We start from the raw sequence: 19,217 nt of genomic DNA, 5'->3' as shown, positions 1-19,217 counted from the left end.
CTCGGCCGTGGCAGGCGACACACCGTCCCGGAAGCGGCGTCTGCGGCTCCCCAGGAGCTCGGAGACGCACAAGGGCGGCTCAGGCCCGGCAGAGGGCGCCCTGGAGGCACCTGAAGCCGAGCCCACCGCCTCGCTGCCCTCCCTCGGCGCACGTGACGACGAGCGAGGCCTCCCGGCCTCGCTCGAAGCAGTCATCGAGATCGCCGAGACGGATCCGGCGCGCCTGCCGGTCCGGCAGGAAGCGACCGAAGCCCCGGCCGCATCGTGGCAGGGCGGACGCTTCGGCGCCGTCAGGCGGCTGGCCAACCCCGCGCGGGCCCAGCTCGACCGGATCAGGATCGACTCCGACCGGATCGACGCCGTCCGGCGCGGCGTCACACAGGGCGTCCGGCAGGGCGTGAGGCGCAGCGGGGACGGCGCCAAGGCCGGCCTCGGCTACCTGGCCGACCGGCTGATCGACCTCGCCCCGCGGATCCCCGTCCGCGACCTGGCGACCCTGCGCAGACAGTTCCCCGGGCTCGGCCCCGAGGAGATCGCCGACAAACTCGTCGCAGGCGCGGCGAACGCGAGTTCGACCGTGGGTGCGGGCGTCGGCGCCGCCGCCATGCTCCCCGTGGCCCCGGCCATGCCCGCCGAGCTGGCGGCCGAGATCACCGGCGTCGCCGCCGTGGAGATCAAGCTCATCGCCGAGCTGCACGAGGTCTACGGGCTGCGGCCCCCCGGCCGGCTCACCCAGCGCTCGATGGCCTATCTGACCTCGTGGACCGAGGAGCGGGGCATCGAGCCCACCAAGCCCACCACGGTCAACGCCGCACTCGGCGGTCAGCTCAAGCGCGAACTGCGCCAGCAGATCATGAAACGCATGATGCGGAACCTGCCGAACCTCATGCCCTTCATGGTGGGCGCCGCCGTCGGCGCCGTCATGAACCGCCGCGACACCAAGAAACTCGCCGCGCACATCCGCAAGGACCTGCGCCGCCGCCAGATCCCCTGGGACGCACTCCCGGAGCTGCCACCGCTGGAGCAGCCCGAGAACCCGAAGGAACTGGGCTTCTGACGCCGGAGGGCGCGCCGGATGGGGCGCGCTCCGAACGAGCCTGCTCGGGTCAGGCCCGCTCGGGTCAGGCGCGCTCCGCCTCCAGGGCCGCGACCAGCGCCTCCGGCTCGCGGCTGGACAGGTACACGTACGGCGTCGGGTCCGCCGGGTCCGTCACCTCGACCCGTACCGCCTTCGGCACGTAGCTGCGCATCAGCATGAACGCGCGCGGGTCCGCCTTGTACGTCCGCCAGGCGCGCGCCTCCTCCGCGTCGAGCGTCTCGGCCGCCCCGAGCGCCTCCACCGGGATCCGCGCGTCGCCCGCCACCAGCGAACCGGAAACCACCCGGATCCGGGCGGAGCCGTACGAGGAGACCGCCACACCTGCGACCACCGCCGCCACGATCAGGCCGCCCAGCATCGGGACCGTGCCCAGCGGGAACATGATCAGGCCGCCGGACAGACCGAGCAGACCGACGATCACCCACCACGAGCGGGGCGCCGTCAGCCGCTCGTCGAAGCGCGGCGCGGCGGAGGGAGCGGGGGAGGAGGCCGGGGACGGTGCGGAAGGCTGCATGCGTCCAAGCTTGGCACGGCGCGACCTGCGCCCATCCGCGCGGGTAAGGTCTGCGGCTGTGACTGCAACATCTGCCGCCCTCACCCCGCCGGCCGACGCCATACCGCCGGTACGCCACCCCGACGCGCCGGCCCCCGGCGAGCTGCTCGGTGCGCACTACGAGTACTGCTTCGGGTGCGGCGGCGGGCAGCCCCACGGCCTCCACCTGGAAGCGCGCGCGGGCGAGGGCGTGACCGTCACCGCCGAGTTCACGGTGACCTCCGACCACCAGGGCGCCCCCGGCCTCGCGCACGGCGGCGTGCTCGCCACCGCGCTCGACGAGACCCTCGGCTCCCTGAACTGGCTGCTGCGGGTCATCGCCGTGACCGGACGCCTGGAGACCGACTTCGCCCGGCCCGTCCCGGTCGGCACCGTGCTCCACCTGGAGGCCGCCGTCACCGCCGTGCACGGCCGCAAGATCTACTCGACCGCGGTCGGACGGATCGGCGGGCCCGAGGGCCCCGTCGCCGTCCGCGCCGACGCCCTCTTCATCGAGGTCAAGGTCGACCACTTCATCGACAACGGCCGCCAGGAGGAGATCCAGGCCGCCATGTCCGACCCCGACCAGGTCCGGCGCGCCCGCGCCTTCGAGGTGAACCCCTGATGCGCAACCCCGTCGACGTACTGATCCGGCGAGTGGACCCGGAGGTGCCGATCCCGGCCTACGGGCATCCCGGCGACGCCGGGGCCGACCTCGTGACCACCGAGGCGGTCGTCCTCGCCCCCGGCGAGCGCGCCGTGCTGCCCACCGGGGTCTCCATCGCCCTGCCGGACGGGTACGCGGCCTTCGTGCACCCGCGCTCCGGTCTCGCCGCCCGATGCGGAGTGGCGCTCGTGAATGCCCCGGGGACGGTGGATGCCGGGTACCGTGGAGAGATCAAGGTGATCGTGGTCAATCTCGACCCGCGCGAGGACGTGCGGTTCGAACGATTCGATCGGATTGCCCAACTTGTCGTCCAGCAGGTCGAGAAGGTCCGCTTCCACGAGGTGGCGGAGCTTCCCGGGTCGGCGCGGGCCGAGGGGGGCTTCGGGTCCACCGGCGGTCATGCCGCCGTGGACGGCACAACGGGTGGGAATCGATACGCTTCGGTCGTATCCGACCGGGAAGGACAGTGACGTGTTCGGACGTCGCAAGAAGAGCGGTGCCGCCGAGGACGCGGCGAGCGAGGCCGAGCAGGTCGTCGACGCGGTGGAGGACGAGGACGCGGCCGCGCCGCGCCGCGTGAACCTTCCGCCGGCGCCCCGGCCCGACGGGCCCTGGGACATCTCCGAGGTCGCCAAGCCCGACGAGGGCCGCGTGGACCTCGGCGGGATCTTCGTGCCCGGAGTCGAGGGCATGGAACTGCGGGTGGAGGTGGCGGGCGACGCGATCGTCGCGGCCACCGTCGTCCTGCGTGACAGCGCCGTACAGCTGCAGGCCTTCGCCGCGCCCAAGAACGAGGGCATCTGGGGCGAGGTCCGCGACGAGATCGCCACGGGCATCGTCCAGCAGGGCGGCGCCATCGACGAGGTCGAGGGCCCGCTCGGCTGGGAGCTGCGGGCGCAGGTCCCGGTGCAGCTGCCGGACGGCAACCGCGGCGTGCAGCTGGTCCGCTTCGTGGGCGTCGACGGACCCCGCTGGTTCCTGCGCGGAGTGATCTCCGGGCAGGGCGCGGTCCAGCCCGAGGCCGCCGGCCTCCTGGAGCAGATCGTCCGGGACACCGTGGTCGTCCGCGGCGACGGCCCGATGGCCCCGCGCGACCCGATCGTCCTCAAGCTGCCGAACGACGCGCAGATGGTGCCGGACGGCGTGCAGCAGGAGGAGCAGGAGAACTCCCGCTTCTCCGGCGGCATGGGCCAGCTCCAGCGCGGCCCGGAGATCTCCGAGATCCGCTGATCCCCACGCAACACCGGTGGGCCGCTTCCCGTACCTCTCGTACGGGAAGCGGCCCACCGGCCGTTTTCCCCAGGCCCGCGGTCCGGCAAGGAGGCCGCGGGCCGTTTTCCACAGGTCCTGGCCCCGGCTCTGGTCCTCGGGCACGGCCGCGGACCATACTGGCGGCGCAGATGATCGAGGAGGGGGAGTACGGGATGAGTGAGAGCAGCACCAGGTCCGCCACGGCCGTCGTCGAGGACCCGGCCGGACCGCCGATGGTCCGTGTGGAGGGCCTGCGCCGCTCGTACGGCACGGGCGAGGCCGCCGTCCACGCCCTGCGCGGCGTCTCCTTCGAGATCCCGCGCGGCGAGCTCGTCGCGCTCAAGGGCCGCTCGGGCTCCGGCAAGACGACCCTGCTCAATCTCGTGGGCGGCCTCGACACCGCCGACGGCGGCCGGATCGTCATCGACGGCACCGACCTCTCCACGCTCGGCGAGAGCGGGCTCCTGGAGCTGCGCCGCGACCGGATCGGCTTCATCTTCCAGTCCTTCGGCCTGCTCCCGATCCTCTCCGCCGCCGAGAACGTGGGCGTGCCCCTGCGGCTGCGCAAGACGGACCCCAAGGAGCGCGAGGAGCGGGTCGCCCTGATGCTCGGGCTCGTGGGCCTCGCCGACCACGCGAACCAGCGGCCGGGCGAGCTCTCCGGCGGCCAGCAGCAGCGCGTCGCCATCGCCCGCGCCCTCGCCAACAAGCCGGCGCTGCTCATAGCCGACGAGCCCACGGGCCAGCTGGACGCGGAGACCGGCCTCGCCGTCATGCAGCTGCTGCGCGCGGTGGTCCGCAGCGAGGGCTGCACGGCCCTGGTCGCCACCCACGACCCCCAGCTGCTCGGCCTCGCGGACCGGGTCCTGGAGCTGAGCGACGGCGAGATCATCGAGCACTGACGCGCGGGGGGCGCGTCGGCGGCGGAGCAGGTCGCGGGGCACATCAGGATCACGTCAATACCGGCCCCGGCCTCTCCCCGTGCGCGGAATGTCCGATTGGCTGGAGATATGGTCGAGCCATGGGACGCGGCAAGCTTCGGATCTACCTCGGCGCGGCGCCGGGCGTCGGCAAGACCTACGCCATGTTGTCCGAGGCCCACCGCCGGGTGGAGCGCGGCACGGACTGCGTGGTGGCCTTCGTGGAGCACCACGACCGCCCGCGCACCGAGGTCATGCTGCACGGCCTGGAGACGGTCCCGCGCCGCACCCTGGAGCACCGGGGCGCGACCTTCACCGAGATGGACGTCGACGCCGTCCTCGCCCGCCGTCCCGCCGTCGCGCTGGTCGACGAGCTCGCCCACACGAACGTGCCGGGCTCCCGCAACCCCAAGCGGTGGCAGGACGTCGCCGAGCTCCTCGCGGCCGGCATCGACGTCGTGTCCACCGTGAACATCCAGCACCTGGAGTCCCTCGGAGACGTCGTCGAGGCGATCACCGGGGTGCGCCAGCGGGAGACCGTCCCCGACGAGGTGGTGCGCCGGGCGGACCAGATCGAGCTGGTCGACATGTCCCCGGAGGCGCTGCGGCGCCGGATGGCCCACGGCAACATCTACAAGCCGGACAGGATCGACGCGTCCCTGTCGAACTACTTCCGCCCGGGCAACCTCACGGCCCTGCGCGAGCTGGCGCTGCTCTGGACCGCCGACCGGGTCGACGAGTACCTCCGGCAGTACCGGGGCGAGCACGGCATCCGCTCGACCTGGCAGGCCCGGGAGCGGATCGTCGTCGGCCTGACCGGCGGCCCCGAGGGCCGCACCCTCATACGGCGCGCCACCCGGCTCGCGGAGAAGGGCGCCGGCGGCGAGGTCCTCGCCGTCTACATCGCCCGCAGCGACGGGCTCACCGCCGCCTCCCCGAAGGAGCTGGCGGTCCAGCGGACCCTCGTCGAGGACCTCGGCGGAACGTTCCACCACGTCATCGGCGACGACATCCCCTCCGCGCTCCTGGAATTCGCCCGCGGGGTCAACGCCACCCAGATCGTCCTCGGCTCCAGCCGCCGCAGGACCTGGCAGTACGTGCTCGGCCCCGGCGTCGGCCAGACCGTGGCCCGCGACTCGGGACCCGACCTCGACGTCCACATCGTCACCCACGGCGAGGTCGCCAAGGGCCGGGGCCTGCCGGTCGCGCGCGGAGCCCGCCTCGGCCGCTCCCGGATCCTCGGCGGCTGGCTCGTCGGCGTCGCCGGCCCGGTCTGCCTGGCCCTGCTGCTCACGCACGTCGACGCCGATCTCGGCCTCGCCAACGACATGCTGCTCTTCCTCGCCCTGACGGTCGGCGCGGCCCTCCTCGGCGGCTTCCTCCCCGCGCTCGCCTCGGCGGCCGTCGGCTCCTTCCTCCTCAACTGGTTCTTCACCCCGCCCCTCCACCGGCTGACCATCGCCGACCCCCTGAACATCGTCGCCATCGCCGTCTTCTTCGGCGTCGCGATGGCGGTGGCCTCCGTGGTCGACCTCGCCGCCCGGCGCACCCATCAGGCCGCCCGGCTGCGCGCCGAGGCGGAGGTGCTCTCCTACCTCGCCGGCAGCGTGCTGCGCGGCGAGACGAGCCTGGACGCCCTCCTGGAACGGGTCCGCGAGACCTTCTCGATGGAGTCCGTGGCCCTTCTGGAGCGCGCGGACGAGATCGAGCCGTGGACCAGGGCGGCCAGCGTCGGCCCCCACCCGGCGGCCCGGCCGGAGGACGCCGACGTGGACATGCCGGTCGGTGACCACCTGGCGCTCGCCCTGAGCGGCCGGGTGCTGCCCGCCGAGGACCGGCGGGTGCTCGGCGCGTTCGCGGCGCAGGCCGCGGTCGTCCTCGACCGGCAGCGGCTCGTCGACGAGGCGGAGGAGGCCAGGAAGCAGGCCGAGGGCAACAAGATCCGCACGTCCCTGCTCGCCGCCGTCAGCCACGACCTGCGGACCCCGCTCGCGAGCATCAAGGCGTCCGTCTCCTCGCTCCGCTCCGACGACGTCGACTGGTCCGAACAGGACCGGGCCGAGCTCCTGGAGGGCATCGAGGCCGGCGCCGACCGCCTGGACCACCTCGTGGGCAACCTCCTGGACATGTCCCGCCTCCAGACCGGCACCGTCACCCCCCTGATCCGTGCGGTCGACCTCGACGAGGTCGTCCCCATGGCCCTCGGGGGAGTGCCGGACGGCAGCGCCGAGCTCGACATCCCCGAGACCCTGCCCATGGTCGAGGTCGACAAGGGCCTCCTGGAGCGGGCCGTCGCCAACATCGTGGAGAACGCCGTGAAGTACAGCCCCGGGGGCGTGCCCGTCGCCGTCGCCGCCAGCGCCCTGGGCGCGCGGGTCGAGTTGCGGGTCACCGACCGCGGCCCCGGCGTCCCCGACGAGGCCAAGGAGGGCATCTTCGAGCCCTTCCAGCGCTTCGGCGACGCCCCGCGCGGCGCCGGCGTCGGCCTGGGCCTCGCGGTCGCCCGCGGCTTCGTGGAGGCCATGGGCGGGACGCTCGGAGCCGAGGACACCCCCGGCGGCGGCCTCACGATGGTCCTCACCCTGCGCGCCGCGCCGGGCGGCCCCCAGGCCCCGCCCGCCGACCTCCCGGCCCACGCCGTGACCTGACCGCCGGGCCCGTACCCGCGCCCGTGAGCACAGCCGCACCCACCTCCGTACCCACCGATACGACGAAGAAGGCAGGCCCCCTCCATGACCCGGGTCCTCGTGGTCGACGACGAGCCGCAGATCGTCCGCGCCCTGGTGATCAACCTGAAGGCGCGGAAGTACGAGGTCGACGCCGCGCCCGACGGCGCCACCGCCCTCCGGCTCGCCGCCGAACGCCATCCCGACGTCGTCGTCCTCGACCTCGGACTGCCCGACATGGACGGCGTCGAGGTCATCAAGGGCCTGCGCGGCTGGACGAGGGTGCCGATCCTGGTCCTGTCCGCCCGGCAGACCTCCGACGAGAAGGTCGAGGCGCTCGACGCGGGCGCCGACGACTACGTCACCAAGCCCTTCGGCATGGACGAGCTGCTCGCCCGGCTGCGCGCCGCCGTGCGCCGCGCCGAGCCCGTCGGCGGCGCCGAGGACGGGGTCGTCGTGGTCGAGACCGAGGACTTCACCGTCGACCTGGCCGCGAAGAAGGTGCACCGCGACGGGCGCGACGTCCGGCTCACCCCCACCGAGTGGCACCTCCTGGAGGTCCTCGTCCGCAACAGCGGCCGTTTGGTCAGCCAGAAGCAGCTGCTCCAGGAGGTCTGGGGACCCTCGTACGGCACGGAGACCAACTACCTCCGGGTCTACATGGCGCAGCTCCGCCGCAAGCTGGAGACCGACCCCTCCCACCCGCGCCACTTCGTCACCGAACCGGGCATGGGGTACCGCTTCGAACGCTGAAACGGGGGCCGTACGGACGGGTGGTCCGGGGCCGCCGCCGGCGTCGGCGGCGGCCGGTACGCTTTCTGTATGAGTGCTGCACCGCGTACAGAGAAGCCGGCCGGACGGTTCCGCCGGATGCTCGACCGGCTCTCCTCCTCGCCGGAGGACCTGGAGTCGGAGGAGCTCCAGGAGGACGCCGAGGCCTCGGGGTGCACGCGTATCTCCGACTGCTCCGACCGACAGATAGTCAAGGTGACTGGTACCTTGCGCACGGTCACGCTGCGTCCCCGGGCCGGTGTGCCCGCGCTGGAGGCCGAACTCTTCGACGGCACGGCACCGCTCGACGTCGTGTGGCTCGGTCGGCGCTCCATCGTGGGCATCGAACCGGGCCGCAAGCTGATCGCCTCCGGCCGGATCTCCATGAGCCACGGCCGGCGGGTCCTCTTCAACCCCAAATACGAGCTCCGACCGCTCGGACAGGAGTAGCCGGTGACGTCCCTCGACAAGCCGACCGCGGACCGGTCGACCCCGGACCAGGACGCCCAGGCGGACAAGGCCGTGACCGAGGCCGCGCTCTTCGAGGCCTTCGGCGGTCTGCGGGGCATGATCGAGACGGTCCTGCCCGGCCTGCTGTTCGTCACGATCTTCACGATCAACAAGGACCTGCACGTCTCGGCGATCGCCGCGCTCGCGGTCTCGCTGGTCCTGGTGGCCGTCCGGCTGATCCGGCGGGACACCGTCAAGCACGCCTTCAGCGGCGTCTTCGGCGTCGCCTTCGGCGTGGTCTTCGCGATGATGACGGGCAACGCCAAGGACTTCTACCTGCCGGGCATGCTCTACACGCTCGGCCTCGCCCTCGCGTACATCATCACCGCGCTCGCCGGAGTGCCCCTGATCGGCCTGATCCTCGGCCCGGTCTTCAAGGAGAACCTCTCCTGGCGCACCCGCAACCCGGGCCGCAAGAAGGCGTACACCAAGGCCAGCTGGGCCTGGGGCCTGATCCTGCTCGGCAAGTGCGCGATCCTCTTCCCGATGTACTGGTGGGCCGACACCACCAAGTTCGGCTGGGTCCTCGTCGCCCTGAAGATCCCGCCGTTCCTGCTCGCGGTCTACCTCACCTGGGTGTTCCTCGCGAAGGCCCCGGCGCCGATCGACGTCTTCGCCGAGATGGAGGCCGAGGAGCGCGCCGAGAAGGAGCGCAAGGCGGCCGCGGCCGCGCAGCGCCACCCGGAGGCCTGAGCCGGCGCACGGGGAAGCCCCCGAAGCCCGGGACGGTACGCGGAAGGGCCCGGACCTGACGAACAGGTCCGGGCCCTTCCCCGTACTCGTACGCGCTCCGGAGCGGTACTCGTACGCACTCCGGAGCGTCAGGCCTCCGTGCCGCTGCCCTCGCGGCGGACCTGCAGGAGGTCCTCCAGCTGCTCCTCGCGGGCCTGCGCGGCCACGAACAGCAGCTCGTCGCCGGCCTCCAGGGTCTCCTCGGCGCTCGGCGTCAGCACCCGCGAACCGCGGATGATCGTCACCAGCGAGGTGTCCTGCGGCCAGGCCACGTCCCCGACGGCCGTGCCGGCGACCGCCGACTCCGGCGGAAGCGTCAGCTCGACCAGGTTCGCGTCGCCGTGGCTGAAGCGCAGCAGCCGGACCAGGTCGCCGACGCTCACCGCCTCCTCGACCAGGGCCGACATCAGGCGCGGCGTCGAGACGGCCACGTCCACGCCCCAGGCCTCGTTGAACAGCCACTCGTTCTTCGGGTTGTTCACCCGGGCGACCACACGCGGCACGCCGTACTCGGTCTTGGCGAGCAGCGAGACGACCAGGTTCACCTTGTCGTCACCGGTCGCCGCGATGACCACGTTGCAGCGCTGCAGCGCCGCCTCGTCCAGCGAGGTGATCTCGCAGGCGTCGGCGAGCAGCCACTCCGCCTGCGGCACCCGCTCCACCGAGATGGCGGTCGGCGCCTTGTCGACGAGCAGGACCTCGTGGCCGTTCTCCAGGAGCTCGCCCGCGATGGACCGGCCCACCGCACCCGCGCCCGCAATAGCGACACGCATCAGTGACCGCCCTCCTCGGGACCCTCGGCGAAGGCCGCCTCGACCTTCGCGATCTCGTCCGTACGCATCATCACGTGCACCAGGTCGCCTTCCTGGAGCACCGTCTGCGAGGTCGGCAGAATCGCTTCGCCCAGTCGGGTGAGGAAGGCGACGCGGACGCCGGTCTCCTCCTGGAGCCGGCTCACCTTGTGGCCGATCCACGCAGGGGAGGTGTGCACCTCGGCGAGCTGCACGCCACCGCTCGGGTCGCGCCACAGCGGCTCCGCGCCCGAGGGCAGCAGCCGGCGGAGCATCTGGTCGGCGGTCCAGCGGACCGTCGCGACCGTCGGGATCCCGAGGCGCTGGTACACCTCGGCGCGACGCGGGTCGTAGATCCGCGCCGCCACGTTCTCGATGCCGAACATCTCGCGCGCGACCCGCGCCGCGATGATGTTGGAGTTGTCGCCGCTGCTCACCGCGGCGAAGGCACCGGCCTCCTCGATCCCGGCCTCACGCAGCGTGTCCTGGTCGAAGCCCACGCCCGTGACCCGCCGGCCGCCGAAGCCCGAGCCCAGGCGGCGGAAAGCCGTCGGGTCCTGGTCCACGACCGCGACGGTGTGCCCCTGCTGTTCGAGGGTCTGCGCGAGAGCGGCTCCCACTCGCCCGCAGCCCATGATGACGATGTGCACGTCCCCGCTACCCCGCACTCCTGATCGCCTTGCTGACCTGCGAATACACCCTGCTCACAACTTTCCTCGCCCGATCGGCCCGGGCCGTGGCGGACGACGCCCTGACGGGTCGCCCGGTCCGAGCTTAAGCGGCAACGCTGGCGAGGACCGCACCGGAGGTGGTACTCAGGGAGATTCGGTGCGGATCGGGGGTGCCGGTGCGCGTGGCTCTTTTCGAACGCTTACGATCCTCTCCGTGTCCAAACTGACCGACGTGCCCAAACGGATCCTGATCGGGCGGGCCCTGCGCAGCGACAAGCTGGGAGAGACCCTTCTCCCGAAGCGGATCGCCCTCCCCGTCTTCGCCTCCGACCCGCTGTCCTCGGTGGCGTACGCGCCCGGCGAGGTGCTGCTCGTCCTCTCCGTCGCCGGCCTGTCGGCCTACCACTTCAGCCCGTGGATCGCGCTCGCGGTCGTCGTCCTGATGTTCACGGTGGTCGCGTCGTACCGGCAGAACGTGCACGCGTACCCGAGCGGCGGCGGCGACTACGAGGTCGCCACCACCAACCTCGGGCCGAAGGCCGGACTCACCGTCGCGAGCGCGCTGCTCGTCGACTACGTCCTGACCGTCGCCGTGTCGATCGCCTCGGGCATCGAGAACCTCGGTTCGGCGATCCCCTTCGTCGTCGAGCACAAGGTGGCCTGCGCGGTCGGCGTCATCGTGCTGCTCACCCTGATGAACCTGCGCGGGGTGAAGGAGTCGGGCAGCCTCTTCGCGATCCCGACGTACGTCTTCGTCGCCGGTGTCTTCATCATGATCATCTGGGGCGCGTACAAGGGCATCGTCCTCGACGAGACCATGAAGGCCCCCACCGCCGATTTCACGATCAAGGCCGAGCACCAGGGCCTGGCCGGCTTCGCGCTGGTCTTCCTGCTGCTGCGGGCGTTCTCCTCCGGCTGTGCCGCCCTCACCGGCGTCGAGGCCATCTCCAACGGCGTCCCCGCCTTCCGCAAGCCGAAGTCGAAGAACGCCGCCACCACGCTCGCGCTCATGGGCGGCCTGGCCGTCACCATGTTCTGCGGCATCATCTTCCTGGCCATGGCCACCGACGTCCGGATGGCCGAGAACCCGGGCGAGGACCTGCTGCACAACGGCGTCCCGCTCGGCGCGGGCTACGTCCAGGACCCGGTGATCTCCCAGGTCGCGGCCGCCGTCTTCGGCGACGGAACGTTCTTCTTCGTCGTCCTCGCCGCCGCCACCGCGCTCGTCCTCTTCCTGGCCGCCAACACCGCGTACAACGGCTTCCCGCTCCTCGGCTCGATCCTCGCCCAGGACCGGTACCTCCCGCGCCAGCTGCACACCCGCGGCGACCGCCTCGCCTTCTCCAACGGCATCGTGCTCCTCGCCGGCGCCGCAGCCCTCCTCGTCTGGGTCTACGGAGCCGACTCCACCCGGCTGATCCAGCTCTACATCGTCGGCGTGTTCGTCTCCTTCACGCTCAGCCAGATCGGCATGGTCCGGCACTGGAACCGGCACCTGGCGGCGGAGCGCGACACGGCCAAGCGCCGCCACATGATCCGCTCCCGCGCGATCAACGCCTTCGGTGCCTTCTTCACCGGCCTCGTCCTCGTCGTCGTCCTCGCCACCAAGTTCACGCACGGCGCCTGGGTCGCCCTGCTCGGCATGGTGATCTTCTACGGGACGATGACCGCGATCCGCAGGCACTACGACTCCGTGGCCGACGAGATCGCCGCCGCGGAGGAACGCCCCGACGAGTACGTGCGCCCCTCCCGGGTCCGCTCGCTCGTCCTCGTCTCCAAGCTCCACAAGCCGACCCTGCGCGCCCTGGCCTACGCCAAGCTGCTGCACGCCAACGAGGTGGAAGCGCTCACGGTGAACGTCGACCCCGCGGAGACCAAGGCGCTCAAGGAGGAGTGGGAGCGGCGCGGCATCAACGTGCCGCTCAAGATCCTCGACTCGCCCTACCGCGAGATCACCCGGCCGGTCATCGAGTACGTGAAGAACATACGCCGCGAGAGCCCGCGCGACGCCGTCTCCGTCTACATCCCCGAGTACGTCGTCGGCCACTGGTACGAGCACCTGCTGCACAACCAGAGCGCCCTGCGCCTCAAGGGCCGCCTGCTCTTCACCCCCGGCGTGATGGTCACCTCCGTCCCGTACCAGCTCCAGTCCTCCGAGGCCGCGAAGAAGCGGGCCAGGAAGCGCCAGGAGTGGAACGCGCCGGGCTCCGTCCGCCGCGGACCGGTGGAGAAGCGCCAGAAGGAACCGGCCGCAAAGAACAACTGAGAAACAGCAACTAGACTGGTGGGCTGCCGTCGGACTCGGGTCCGGAACGGCAGCCCGCTCTCTATCTCCCCCATCTCCCCCTCTCCCTGGAGTCCCCGCTCATGCAGAACACCCCTGTTACGTCGCTGGTCGGGGCGGAGTACGAGGTAGAGGTCGGTCCGGTCGCCCACGGCGGCCACTGCATCGCCCGTACGGAAGCCGGCCGGGTCCTCTTCGTCCGCCACGCCCTGCCCGGCGAGCGCGTCCGGGTCCGGGTCACCGAGGGCGAGGAGACCTCCCGCTTCCTGCGCGCCGACGCGATCGAGATCCTCGACGCCTCCAAGGACCGCGTCGAGGCCCCCTGCCCCTTCGCGGGCCCCGGAAAGTGCGGCGGTTGCGACTGGCAGCACGCCAAGCCGGGCGCCCAGCGCCGCCTCAAGGGCGAGGTCATCGCGGAACAGCTCCTGCGCCTGGCCGGGCTCACCCCGGAGGAGGCCGGCTGGGACGGCACCGTCATGCCGGCCGAGGGCGACAAGCTCCCCTCGGGCGAGGTCCCGCAGTGGCGCACCCGCGTCCAGTACGCCGTCGACGCCGAGGGCCACGCCGGCTTGCGCAAGCACCGGTCCCACGAGGTCGAGATCATCGACCACTGCATGATCGCCGCCGAGGGCGTCTCGGAGCTGGGCATCGAGAAGCGCGACTGGCCCGGCATGGCCTCCGTCGAGGCCATCGCCGCCTCGGGCTCGAACGACCGCCAGGTCATCCTCACCCCCCGCCCCGGCGCCCGCCTCCCCCTGGTGGAGCTGGACAAGCCGGTCTCGGTCATGCGCGTCGACGAGAAGGACGGCGGAGTCCACCGCGTCCACGGCCGCGCCTTCGTCCGTGAGCGCGCCGACGACCGCACCTACCGCGTCGGCAGCGGCGGCTTCTGGCAGGTCCACCCCAAGGCCGCGCAGACCCTGATGCTCGCCGTCATGCAGGGCCTCACCCCCCGCAAGGGCGAGACGGCCCTCGACCTCTACTGCGGCGTCGGCCTCTTCGCGGGCGCCCTCGCCGACCGCGTCGGCGACCAGGGCGCGGTCCTCGGCATCGAGTCCGGCAAGCGCGCGGTCGAGGACGCCCGCCACAACCTGGCCGGCTTCCCGCGCGTCCGCATCGAACAGGGCAAGGTCGAGTCGGTCCTCCCGCGCACCGGCATCACCGAGGTCGACCTCATCGTCCTGGACCCCCCGCGCGCCGGCGCCGGCAAGCAGACCGTCCACCACCTCGCCGGCCTCGGCGCCCGCCGCATCGCCTACGTGGCCTGCGACCCGGCCGCCCTGGCCCGAGACCTCGCCTACTTCGCGGACCGCGGCTACCGGGTGCGGACGCTGCGGGCGTTCGACCTGTTCCCGATGACGCACCACGTGGAGTGCGTGGCGATCCTGGAGCCGGTGAAGAAGGAAGCCTGACCTGCGGTTTCGCGGGTGCGCGGTCTGTGCGGTGTGGGCGTTGCGGGCGATGTCTCGACGCTGAGATGACGCTCGCGACGCTCATTTGACGCTCGTTCTGATGGAGCGTCAAGCTCGGGGGTCGGCCAGGCCCGACGAGCACCGTGCACTGCCCTACCCTCCGGTGGAGCGAGTCAGGCCCCTTCCACGACCGAGAGGTGGTGGCGGAGTTCGTCGGCCACTCGTGCCATGTCGCCGTCGGCGGGGAGGCGCCAGTCGGTCTCGATGCCCCGTTCCACGGTCGGCTCGCTGCTGAAGCGGACGAGGTCGGGGGCGGGCAGGTAGGCGTCGCGCAGCCAGAGAAGGAAAGACGCCGCCTCGCTGGCCGTGGTGTCGTCGTGGACTTCGTGCTCACGATCGGGATCTCCATCGCTGCCGCCGCCAGCGCCGTCATCGCACTCTTCCCGGGCCTCGTGCCCTTCCGGATCCCGCTTGCGTTGCTCCTGCTGCTCGTGGTGGCGGGACTGACCTGGTTCGGACACGTCGGCAGACTGCTGTTCGCCGTCATGACGGTGGCCTTCGTCCTCGTGTGCGTCTCCGTGCTCGTGCGCGGATTCGCCGCCCCGCACTCGGTCTGTACGGCGTCCGCCGCCACCGACCCGGGCAGGTCCGCCGCACTCGCGGTCGCCCTCGCGTTCCCTGTGGCGACGGCCCTGGCCACCGGAGTCGAAGCCCCGTCCACGGCCATCGCCCAGCTCGGCCGGCTCGACGACACCCACCGCCGGCGCTTCGGGCGCGGCACACTCGCCCTGCTGTCGGTCGTGGTCGGCGGGCTCACCCTGGCCCTGACGGCTCTCGCGGTACGCCTGCACATCGGCATCCCGGGCGAGGACTCCACGCAGATCGCGGACATCGCGGTCGCCGCGGCCGGATCCGGGTGGCTCTACGGCGCGTTCCAGCTCACCAGCTCCTTGCTGCTTCTCGCCGCCGCCGGCTCCTCCTTCCAGGCGGGGCCGGGGCTGCTCAAGGCTCTCGCCGGCTCGGCCGAGCGGCCCGGGATGATCCCCGTGGTACCGGGCGGGGCGATGACCCTCCTCGCCGTACCCCATGCCCCGAACAGCCGACCACTGGTCCATACCGTTTCGGTCACGTGCCCGCTCGGGGTCGGCCGTTCCCTCACGAAGTCGGCGTCCAGCGGGTCCGGCGCCCGCTCGGCCGCCCCGGTCGGGGACCATGGTCGACCCTGGCCGGCTCGCGGAGCCGCCCGGGCGCCTCGGCGACCCGTCCCGCGGGACGGGCGGAGAGGTCGCCGGACCGGATGTCGGGAGCCGATGTTGCAGTGAGGTCACGCCCCCACGGATGCCTTGACCGTGTAACGAGGCGGTTGCATACTCACTGCGCGGCAGTTAATCGATTAAACACAGAAGAAGCGAGTGGTGGTTCGTCATGGCTCGGGTGCGGATGTCGGACGTCGCGGTCGCCGCGGGAGTCTCGACCGCCACGGTGTCGATGGTGCTGAGCGGTGCCGGCAGCGACCGCATCTCGCCGCAGACGCAGGCGCGCGTCCGGGAGGCCGCCGCGGCGATCGGGTACGCGCCCAACTCCGTGGCCCGCAGCCTGCGGACCCAGCGGACGCGCATGATCGGGCTGGTCTCGGACACGATCGCCACCACGCCGTTCGCCGGCCGCATGCTGGCCGGCGCCAACGACGTCGCCAGGGACCACGGCAACCTCGTGGTCCTGGTCAACACGGACGACGACGCGGCGCAGGAGAGGCAGGCGATCCAGGCGCTGACCGGTCAGCGCGTCGACGCGATGATCTACGCCCGGATGTGGCACCGGGTGGTGGACGCGCCGGCGGGCCTCCCGGCGGACACGGTGTTCCTCGACTGCCGGCCCGCCCAGGGCGGCTGGCCGGCCGTGGTACCGGACGACCGGCGGGGCGGCGTCGTGGCGACGCGCGAGCTGGTGGCCGCCGGCCACCGGCGGATCGCCTACGTCGACGCGCCGCGGGACGACGAGGTCGTGGCCTCGCGGCTGCGGCACGAGGGCTACCTGGAAGTGCTCGCCGAGGCGGGCATCACCCCGGACCCCGCCCTGCACGTGCGTGGCATCACCGATGCCGGCGGCGGTCGGGCGGCCACCGAGGAACTGTTCGCGCTGCCCGCGGAGCGGCGTCCGACCGCGATCTTCTGCTTCAACGACCGCATGGCGATGGGGGCCTACACCGCCGCGTACCGCCGCGGCCTGAGGATCCCGGACGACCTGTCGATCGTCGGCTACGACGACCAGCAGCTGATCGCCGCGGAGATCGACCCGCCGCTCACCACGGTCGCACTGCCCCACTACGAGATGGGCCGGTGGGCGATGGAGGTCGCCCTCGGCGTGCGGGAGTCCGACCGGGACGCCCCGCTTCTCATGGACTGCCCGATGATCCGTCGGGACTCCGTGGGCCCGCCGCCGACCCCGGCCGGAAACTGAGACCGGCGGCGGACTCACCGACAACACATGGCAGTTGACGCTGCCATTCATGCGGAGTTCGACCTGGCAGTCGAACTCCGGGAAAGGGACCACCTGTGCGCAATCCCCTTGCGATCGTAGCAGCGGCGAGCCTCCTCGGGACGGTGGCACTGACCGGCTGCGCCAAGGCCAAGCACGACGGCACGTCCTCCGGGGGCGGCCCGACGCAGATCACCATGTGGACGCACTCCGCGGGCAACCCCGGGGAGCTGGCCGTCTACAAGAAGATCATCGGCGATTTCAACGCCTCGCAGAAGAAGTACCAGGTCGTCCAGCAGAACTTCCCGCAGGGCTCGTACAACGACGCGATCACCGCGGCCGCCGCCGCCCGCAACCTGCCCTGTCTCCTCGACATGGACGGCCCGATCATGCCCAACTGGGCCTGGGCCGGCTACCTTCGGCCGCTCGACCTGCCGACCTCACTGACCGACTCGCTGCTGCCCACCGCGGTCGGCCGCTACAAGGGCAAGGTGTACTCCGCGGGCTACTGGGACGCCGCGCTGTCGATCTTCGCCCGCAAATCGGTGCTCGACAAGGCCGGAATCCGGATTCCCACCGTCGACAAGCCGTGGACCCTGGATGAGTTCGACGCCGCGGTCGGCAAGCTGAAGGGCTCCGGATACAAGACCCCGCTCGACCTCGGCGCGGCCGACAAGGGCGAGTGGTGGCCGTACGCGTACTCGCCGATGCTGCAGAGCTCGGGCGGCGACCTGATCGACCGCGGTGCGATGAAGTCCGCCGACGGCGCGCTCAACGGTCCGGACTCGGTGAAGTTCTTCTCCTGGTTCCAGAAGGCGTTCAAGAACGGCTGGGCGAACAGCGACGGTCCCATCGGCAACCAGCGGTTCATCGACGACAAGGTCGCGCTGAGCTACACCGGCGTGTGGAACGCCAAGGACGCGCTGGACAAGGTCGGTTCGGACCTGCTGATCCTTCCGCCCGTCGACTTCGGCAAGGGACCCAAGATCGGCGGCGGGTCCTGGCAGTGGGGCATCTCCAGCGGCTGCGGCGACGAGCAGGCCGAAGGCGCCCGTGCGTACCTGAAGTTCAGCTTCCAGGACAAGTACCTCACGGCCTTCGCCGACAGCCAGGTGGTCATCCCGGCGACCGACGGTGCCGCCGCCGCCTCGAAGTACTTCGGCGCGAACGGCTCGCTGCGCCAGTTCGCCGTCCTGTCACGGAAGTTCGCTCTGGCCCGGCCGGCCACTCCCGGATACCCGCTGATCTCGACCACGTTCGAGAAGGCCGCCAAGGACATCATGAACGGCGCCGACGTCACGTCGACCCTGGACACCGCCGTGAAGGCGATCGACACCGACATCAAGTCGAACAACGGCTACGGCAACTGACGCGGCGGCAAGCGGAGGAGGGGCGGCGGCCCGCCTCCTCTCCTCCGGAAAGGCGTGACACCATGACGGCGACCTTCCGTCTCGAAACCCCAGCCGGCCCCGACGACGGCACCCCGTCGCCCGCGGCGGAGCGCGACACCCTGGACGCGGCCCGGCCCCGGCCACGCGGGCGCCGCCCGCGCGCCGCACGCCGCGGCGAGGCCCGCGCGGGCCTCGCGATGGCGACCCCCGCGATCGTCCTGTTGCTCGGCTTCCTGATCGTGCCGGTACTGCTCGGCTTCGCGCTCTCCTTCACCAACGCCCGGCTGATCTCACCGGAACCCCTGCGGTTCGTAGGCTTCGACAACTTCGTCCGCGCGTTCACCATCGACCCGACCTTCTTCCGTTCGGCGCTCAACACCTTCGCCTTCGCGGCGGTGGTCGTGCCCGTGCAGGCCGGCTTCGGGCTGCTGCTGGCCCTGCTGGTCAACCAGAAGATCCGCGGCGTGACCGCGTTCCGGGTGATCTTCTTCATCCCGGTCGTGACCTCGATCGTCGTGGTCTCGATCCTCTGGAAGTTCATGTACCAGCCGGAAGGGCTGATCAACTCCTTCATCGACTCGATCACCTTCGGCGCCTGGCAGGGCACGGCCTGGCTCAACGATCCGGACACCGCGTTGCCCGCGATCATCGTGCTGTCCATCTGGCAGGCCGTCGGCTTCCACATGCTGATCTGGCTGTCCGGACTGCAGACCATCCCGGAGGAGCTCTACGAGGCGGCCCGGATGGACGGCGCCGGCACCTGGCGCCAGTTCAAGGACGTCACCTGGCCTTGCCTGCGGCCGACCAGGATCTTCGTCCTGATCACCATCACCATCGCGGCGCTCGGCCTGTTCGTGCAGATCGACGTGATGACCCAGGGCGGCCCGGTCGACTCCACGTCGACGCTCGTGTACCACGCCGTGCTCACGGGCTACCGCCAGCAGCAGATCGGCTACGGCTCAGCGCTGTCCCTGATCTTCTTCGTGATCGTGCTCGTCATCGCGCTGATCCAGCGCCACCTCACCCGTGACAAGGACTGACC

The 19,217-nt window shown here is 71.6% G+C and carries 18 protein-coding genes; 15 read left to right on the top strand and 3 right to left on the bottom strand.

Features of this window, described 5'->3' with window-relative positions:
- Positions 1-7: 7 nt before the first annotated feature.
- Positions 8-1,057 carry a hypothetical protein gene (locus tag GGE06_RS30325; protein ID WP_184932333.1) on the top strand — a complete coding sequence of 350 codons (1,050 nt, stop codon included), beginning with the start codon at positions 8-10 and terminating at the stop codon, positions 1,055-1,057.
- Between the two features lie 64 nt (positions 1,058-1,121).
- On the opposite strand, the gene GGE06_RS30320 is transcribed toward GGE06_RS30325, so the two are convergent.
- Complete coding sequence (locus GGE06_RS30320) at positions 1,122-1,613, bottom strand: DUF3093 domain-containing protein (RefSeq protein ID WP_116158408.1); 492 nt, start codon at positions 1,611-1,613, stop codon at positions 1,122-1,124.
- A gap of 58 nt (positions 1,614-1,671) precedes the next feature.
- On the opposite strand from GGE06_RS30320, the gene GGE06_RS30315 reads away from it, so the two are divergent.
- The 8 genes from GGE06_RS30315 to GGE06_RS30280 all read left to right on the top strand — a co-directional run bounded on the left by GGE06_RS30315 (position 1,672) and on the right by GGE06_RS30280 (position 9,109).
- Complete coding sequence (locus GGE06_RS30315; RefSeq protein ID WP_116158407.1) at positions 1,672-2,256, top strand: PaaI family thioesterase; 585 nt, start codon at positions 1,672-1,674, stop codon at positions 2,254-2,256.
- Positions 2,256-2,768, top strand: coding sequence for a dUTP diphosphatase (dut, locus tag GGE06_RS30310; RefSeq protein WP_116158406.1), 513 nt, complete (start codon positions 2,256-2,258; stop codon positions 2,766-2,768). The genes GGE06_RS30315 and dut overlap by 1 nt, the downstream gene beginning before the upstream one ends.
- Before the next feature lies 1 nt (position 2,769).
- Positions 2,770-3,528 carry a DUF3710 domain-containing protein gene (locus GGE06_RS30305; RefSeq protein WP_116158405.1) on the top strand — a complete coding sequence of 253 codons (759 nt, stop codon included), beginning with the start codon at positions 2,770-2,772 and terminating at the stop codon, positions 3,526-3,528.
- Positions 3,529-3,722: 194 nt separating this feature from the next.
- Positions 3,723-4,451, top strand: coding sequence for an ABC transporter ATP-binding protein (locus GGE06_RS30300; protein WP_093878590.1), 729 nt, complete (start codon positions 3,723-3,725; stop codon positions 4,449-4,451).
- A 119-nt stretch (positions 4,452-4,570) separates the two neighbouring features.
- Complete coding sequence (locus GGE06_RS30295) at positions 4,571-7,117, top strand: DUF4118 domain-containing protein (RefSeq protein ID WP_116158404.1); 2,547 nt, start codon at positions 4,571-4,573, stop codon at positions 7,115-7,117.
- Positions 7,118-7,201: 84 nt separating this feature from the next.
- The gene (locus tag GGE06_RS30290) at positions 7,202-7,888 is read left to right on the top strand and encodes a response regulator (RefSeq protein WP_116158403.1); all 687 of its coding nucleotides are present in this window, start codon (positions 7,202-7,204) and stop codon (positions 7,886-7,888) included.
- Between the two features lie 69 nt (positions 7,889-7,957).
- A complete protein-coding gene (locus GGE06_RS30285; RefSeq protein ID WP_015036728.1) occupies positions 7,958-8,356 on the top strand; it encodes an OB-fold nucleic acid binding domain-containing protein in 399 nt (132 codons plus the stop codon).
- A gap of 3 nt (positions 8,357-8,359) precedes the next feature.
- Positions 8,360-9,109 carry a DUF3159 domain-containing protein gene (locus tag GGE06_RS30280; RefSeq protein WP_030687101.1) on the top strand — a complete coding sequence of 250 codons (750 nt, stop codon included), beginning with the start codon at positions 8,360-8,362 and terminating at the stop codon, positions 9,107-9,109.
- A gap of 128 nt (positions 9,110-9,237) precedes the next feature.
- On the opposite strand, the gene GGE06_RS30275 is transcribed toward GGE06_RS30280, so the two are convergent.
- On the bottom strand, positions 9,238-9,921 hold the full coding sequence (locus GGE06_RS30275; protein ID WP_116158402.1) for a potassium channel family protein: 684 nt from the start codon (positions 9,919-9,921) through the stop codon (positions 9,238-9,240).
- A complete protein-coding gene (locus tag GGE06_RS30270) occupies positions 9,921-10,589 on the bottom strand; it encodes a potassium channel family protein (protein ID WP_041131658.1) in 669 nt (222 codons plus the stop codon). The genes GGE06_RS30275 and GGE06_RS30270 overlap by 1 nt, the downstream gene beginning before the upstream one ends.
- A 235-nt stretch (positions 10,590-10,824) precedes the next feature.
- Between GGE06_RS30270 and GGE06_RS30265 the strand changes: the two genes are divergently transcribed.
- The 6 genes from GGE06_RS30265 (at position 10,825) to GGE06_RS30240 (ending at position 19,215) form a co-directional block, all read left to right on the top strand.
- A complete protein-coding gene (locus GGE06_RS30265) occupies positions 10,825-12,876 on the top strand; it encodes an APC family permease (protein ID WP_116158401.1) in 2,052 nt (683 codons plus the stop codon).
- A 101-nt stretch (positions 12,877-12,977) separates the two neighbouring features.
- Complete coding sequence (locus GGE06_RS30260) at positions 12,978-14,306, top strand: class I SAM-dependent RNA methyltransferase (protein ID WP_184932332.1); 1,329 nt, start codon at positions 12,978-12,980, stop codon at positions 14,304-14,306.
- A 377-nt stretch (positions 14,307-14,683) separates the two neighbouring features.
- Positions 14,684-15,628, top strand: a complete 945-nt coding sequence (locus tag GGE06_RS30255) for a hypothetical protein (protein WP_246532848.1) — start codon at positions 14,684-14,686, stop codon at positions 15,626-15,628.
- A 103-nt stretch (positions 15,629-15,731) separates the two neighbouring features.
- Positions 15,732-16,766 carry a LacI family DNA-binding transcriptional regulator gene (locus tag GGE06_RS30250; protein ID WP_116158399.1) on the top strand — a complete coding sequence of 345 codons (1,035 nt, stop codon included), beginning with the start codon at positions 15,732-15,734 and terminating at the stop codon, positions 16,764-16,766.
- A 95-nt stretch (positions 16,767-16,861) separates the two neighbouring features.
- The gene (locus tag GGE06_RS30245; RefSeq protein WP_184932331.1) at positions 16,862-18,154 is read left to right on the top strand and encodes a sugar ABC transporter substrate-binding protein; all 1,293 of its coding nucleotides are present in this window, start codon (positions 16,862-16,864) and stop codon (positions 18,152-18,154) included.
- Between the two features lie 62 nt (positions 18,155-18,216).
- Positions 18,217-19,215, top strand: a complete 999-nt coding sequence (locus tag GGE06_RS30240) for a carbohydrate ABC transporter permease (protein ID WP_116158398.1) — start codon at positions 18,217-18,219, stop codon at positions 19,213-19,215.
- The last annotated feature ends 2 nt before the right edge of the window (positions 19,216-19,217 follow it).

The organism is Streptomyces nymphaeiformis (assembly GCF_014203895.1).
In the GTDB taxonomy this organism is placed as follows: Bacteria; Actinomycetota; Actinomycetes; order Streptomycetales; family Streptomycetaceae; genus Streptomyces; species Streptomyces nymphaeiformis.
Note: the sequence above shows the minus strand (reverse complement) of the source record. Positions and strands in the feature narration are given on the sequence as shown.

Bases quoted from the DNA above. Each gene is read 5' to 3' on its own strand.
- GGE06_RS30275 (WP_116158402.1), bottom strand. From the start codon at position 9,921: ATGCGTGTCGCTATTGCGGGCGCGGGTGCGGTGGGCCGGTCCATCGCG.
- GGE06_RS30240 (WP_116158398.1), top strand. From the start codon at position 18,217: ATGACGGCGACCTTCCGTCTCGAAACCCCAGCCGGCCCCGACGACGGC.
- GGE06_RS30300 (WP_093878590.1), top strand. From the start codon at position 3,723: ATGAGTGAGAGCAGCACCAGGTCCGCCACGGCCGTCGTCGAGGACCCG.
- GGE06_RS30295 (WP_116158404.1), top strand. From the start codon at position 4,571: ATGGGACGCGGCAAGCTTCGGATCTACCTCGGCGCGGCGCCGGGCGTC.
- GGE06_RS30285 (WP_015036728.1), top strand. From the start codon at position 7,958: ATGAGTGCTGCACCGCGTACAGAGAAGCCGGCCGGACGGTTCCGCCGG.
- dut (WP_116158406.1), top strand. From the start codon at position 2,256: ATGCGCAACCCCGTCGACGTACTGATCCGGCGAGTGGACCCGGAGGTG.
- GGE06_RS30260 (WP_184932332.1), top strand. From the start codon at position 12,978: ATGCAGAACACCCCTGTTACGTCGCTGGTCGGGGCGGAGTACGAGGTA.
- GGE06_RS30320 (WP_116158408.1), bottom strand. From the start codon at position 1,613: ATGCAGCCTTCCGCACCGTCCCCGGCCTCCTCCCCCGCTCCCTCCGCC.
- GGE06_RS30290 (WP_116158403.1), top strand. From the start codon at position 7,202: ATGACCCGGGTCCTCGTGGTCGACGACGAGCCGCAGATCGTCCGCGCC.
- GGE06_RS30250 (WP_116158399.1), top strand. From the start codon at position 15,732: ATGGCTCGGGTGCGGATGTCGGACGTCGCGGTCGCCGCGGGAGTCTCG.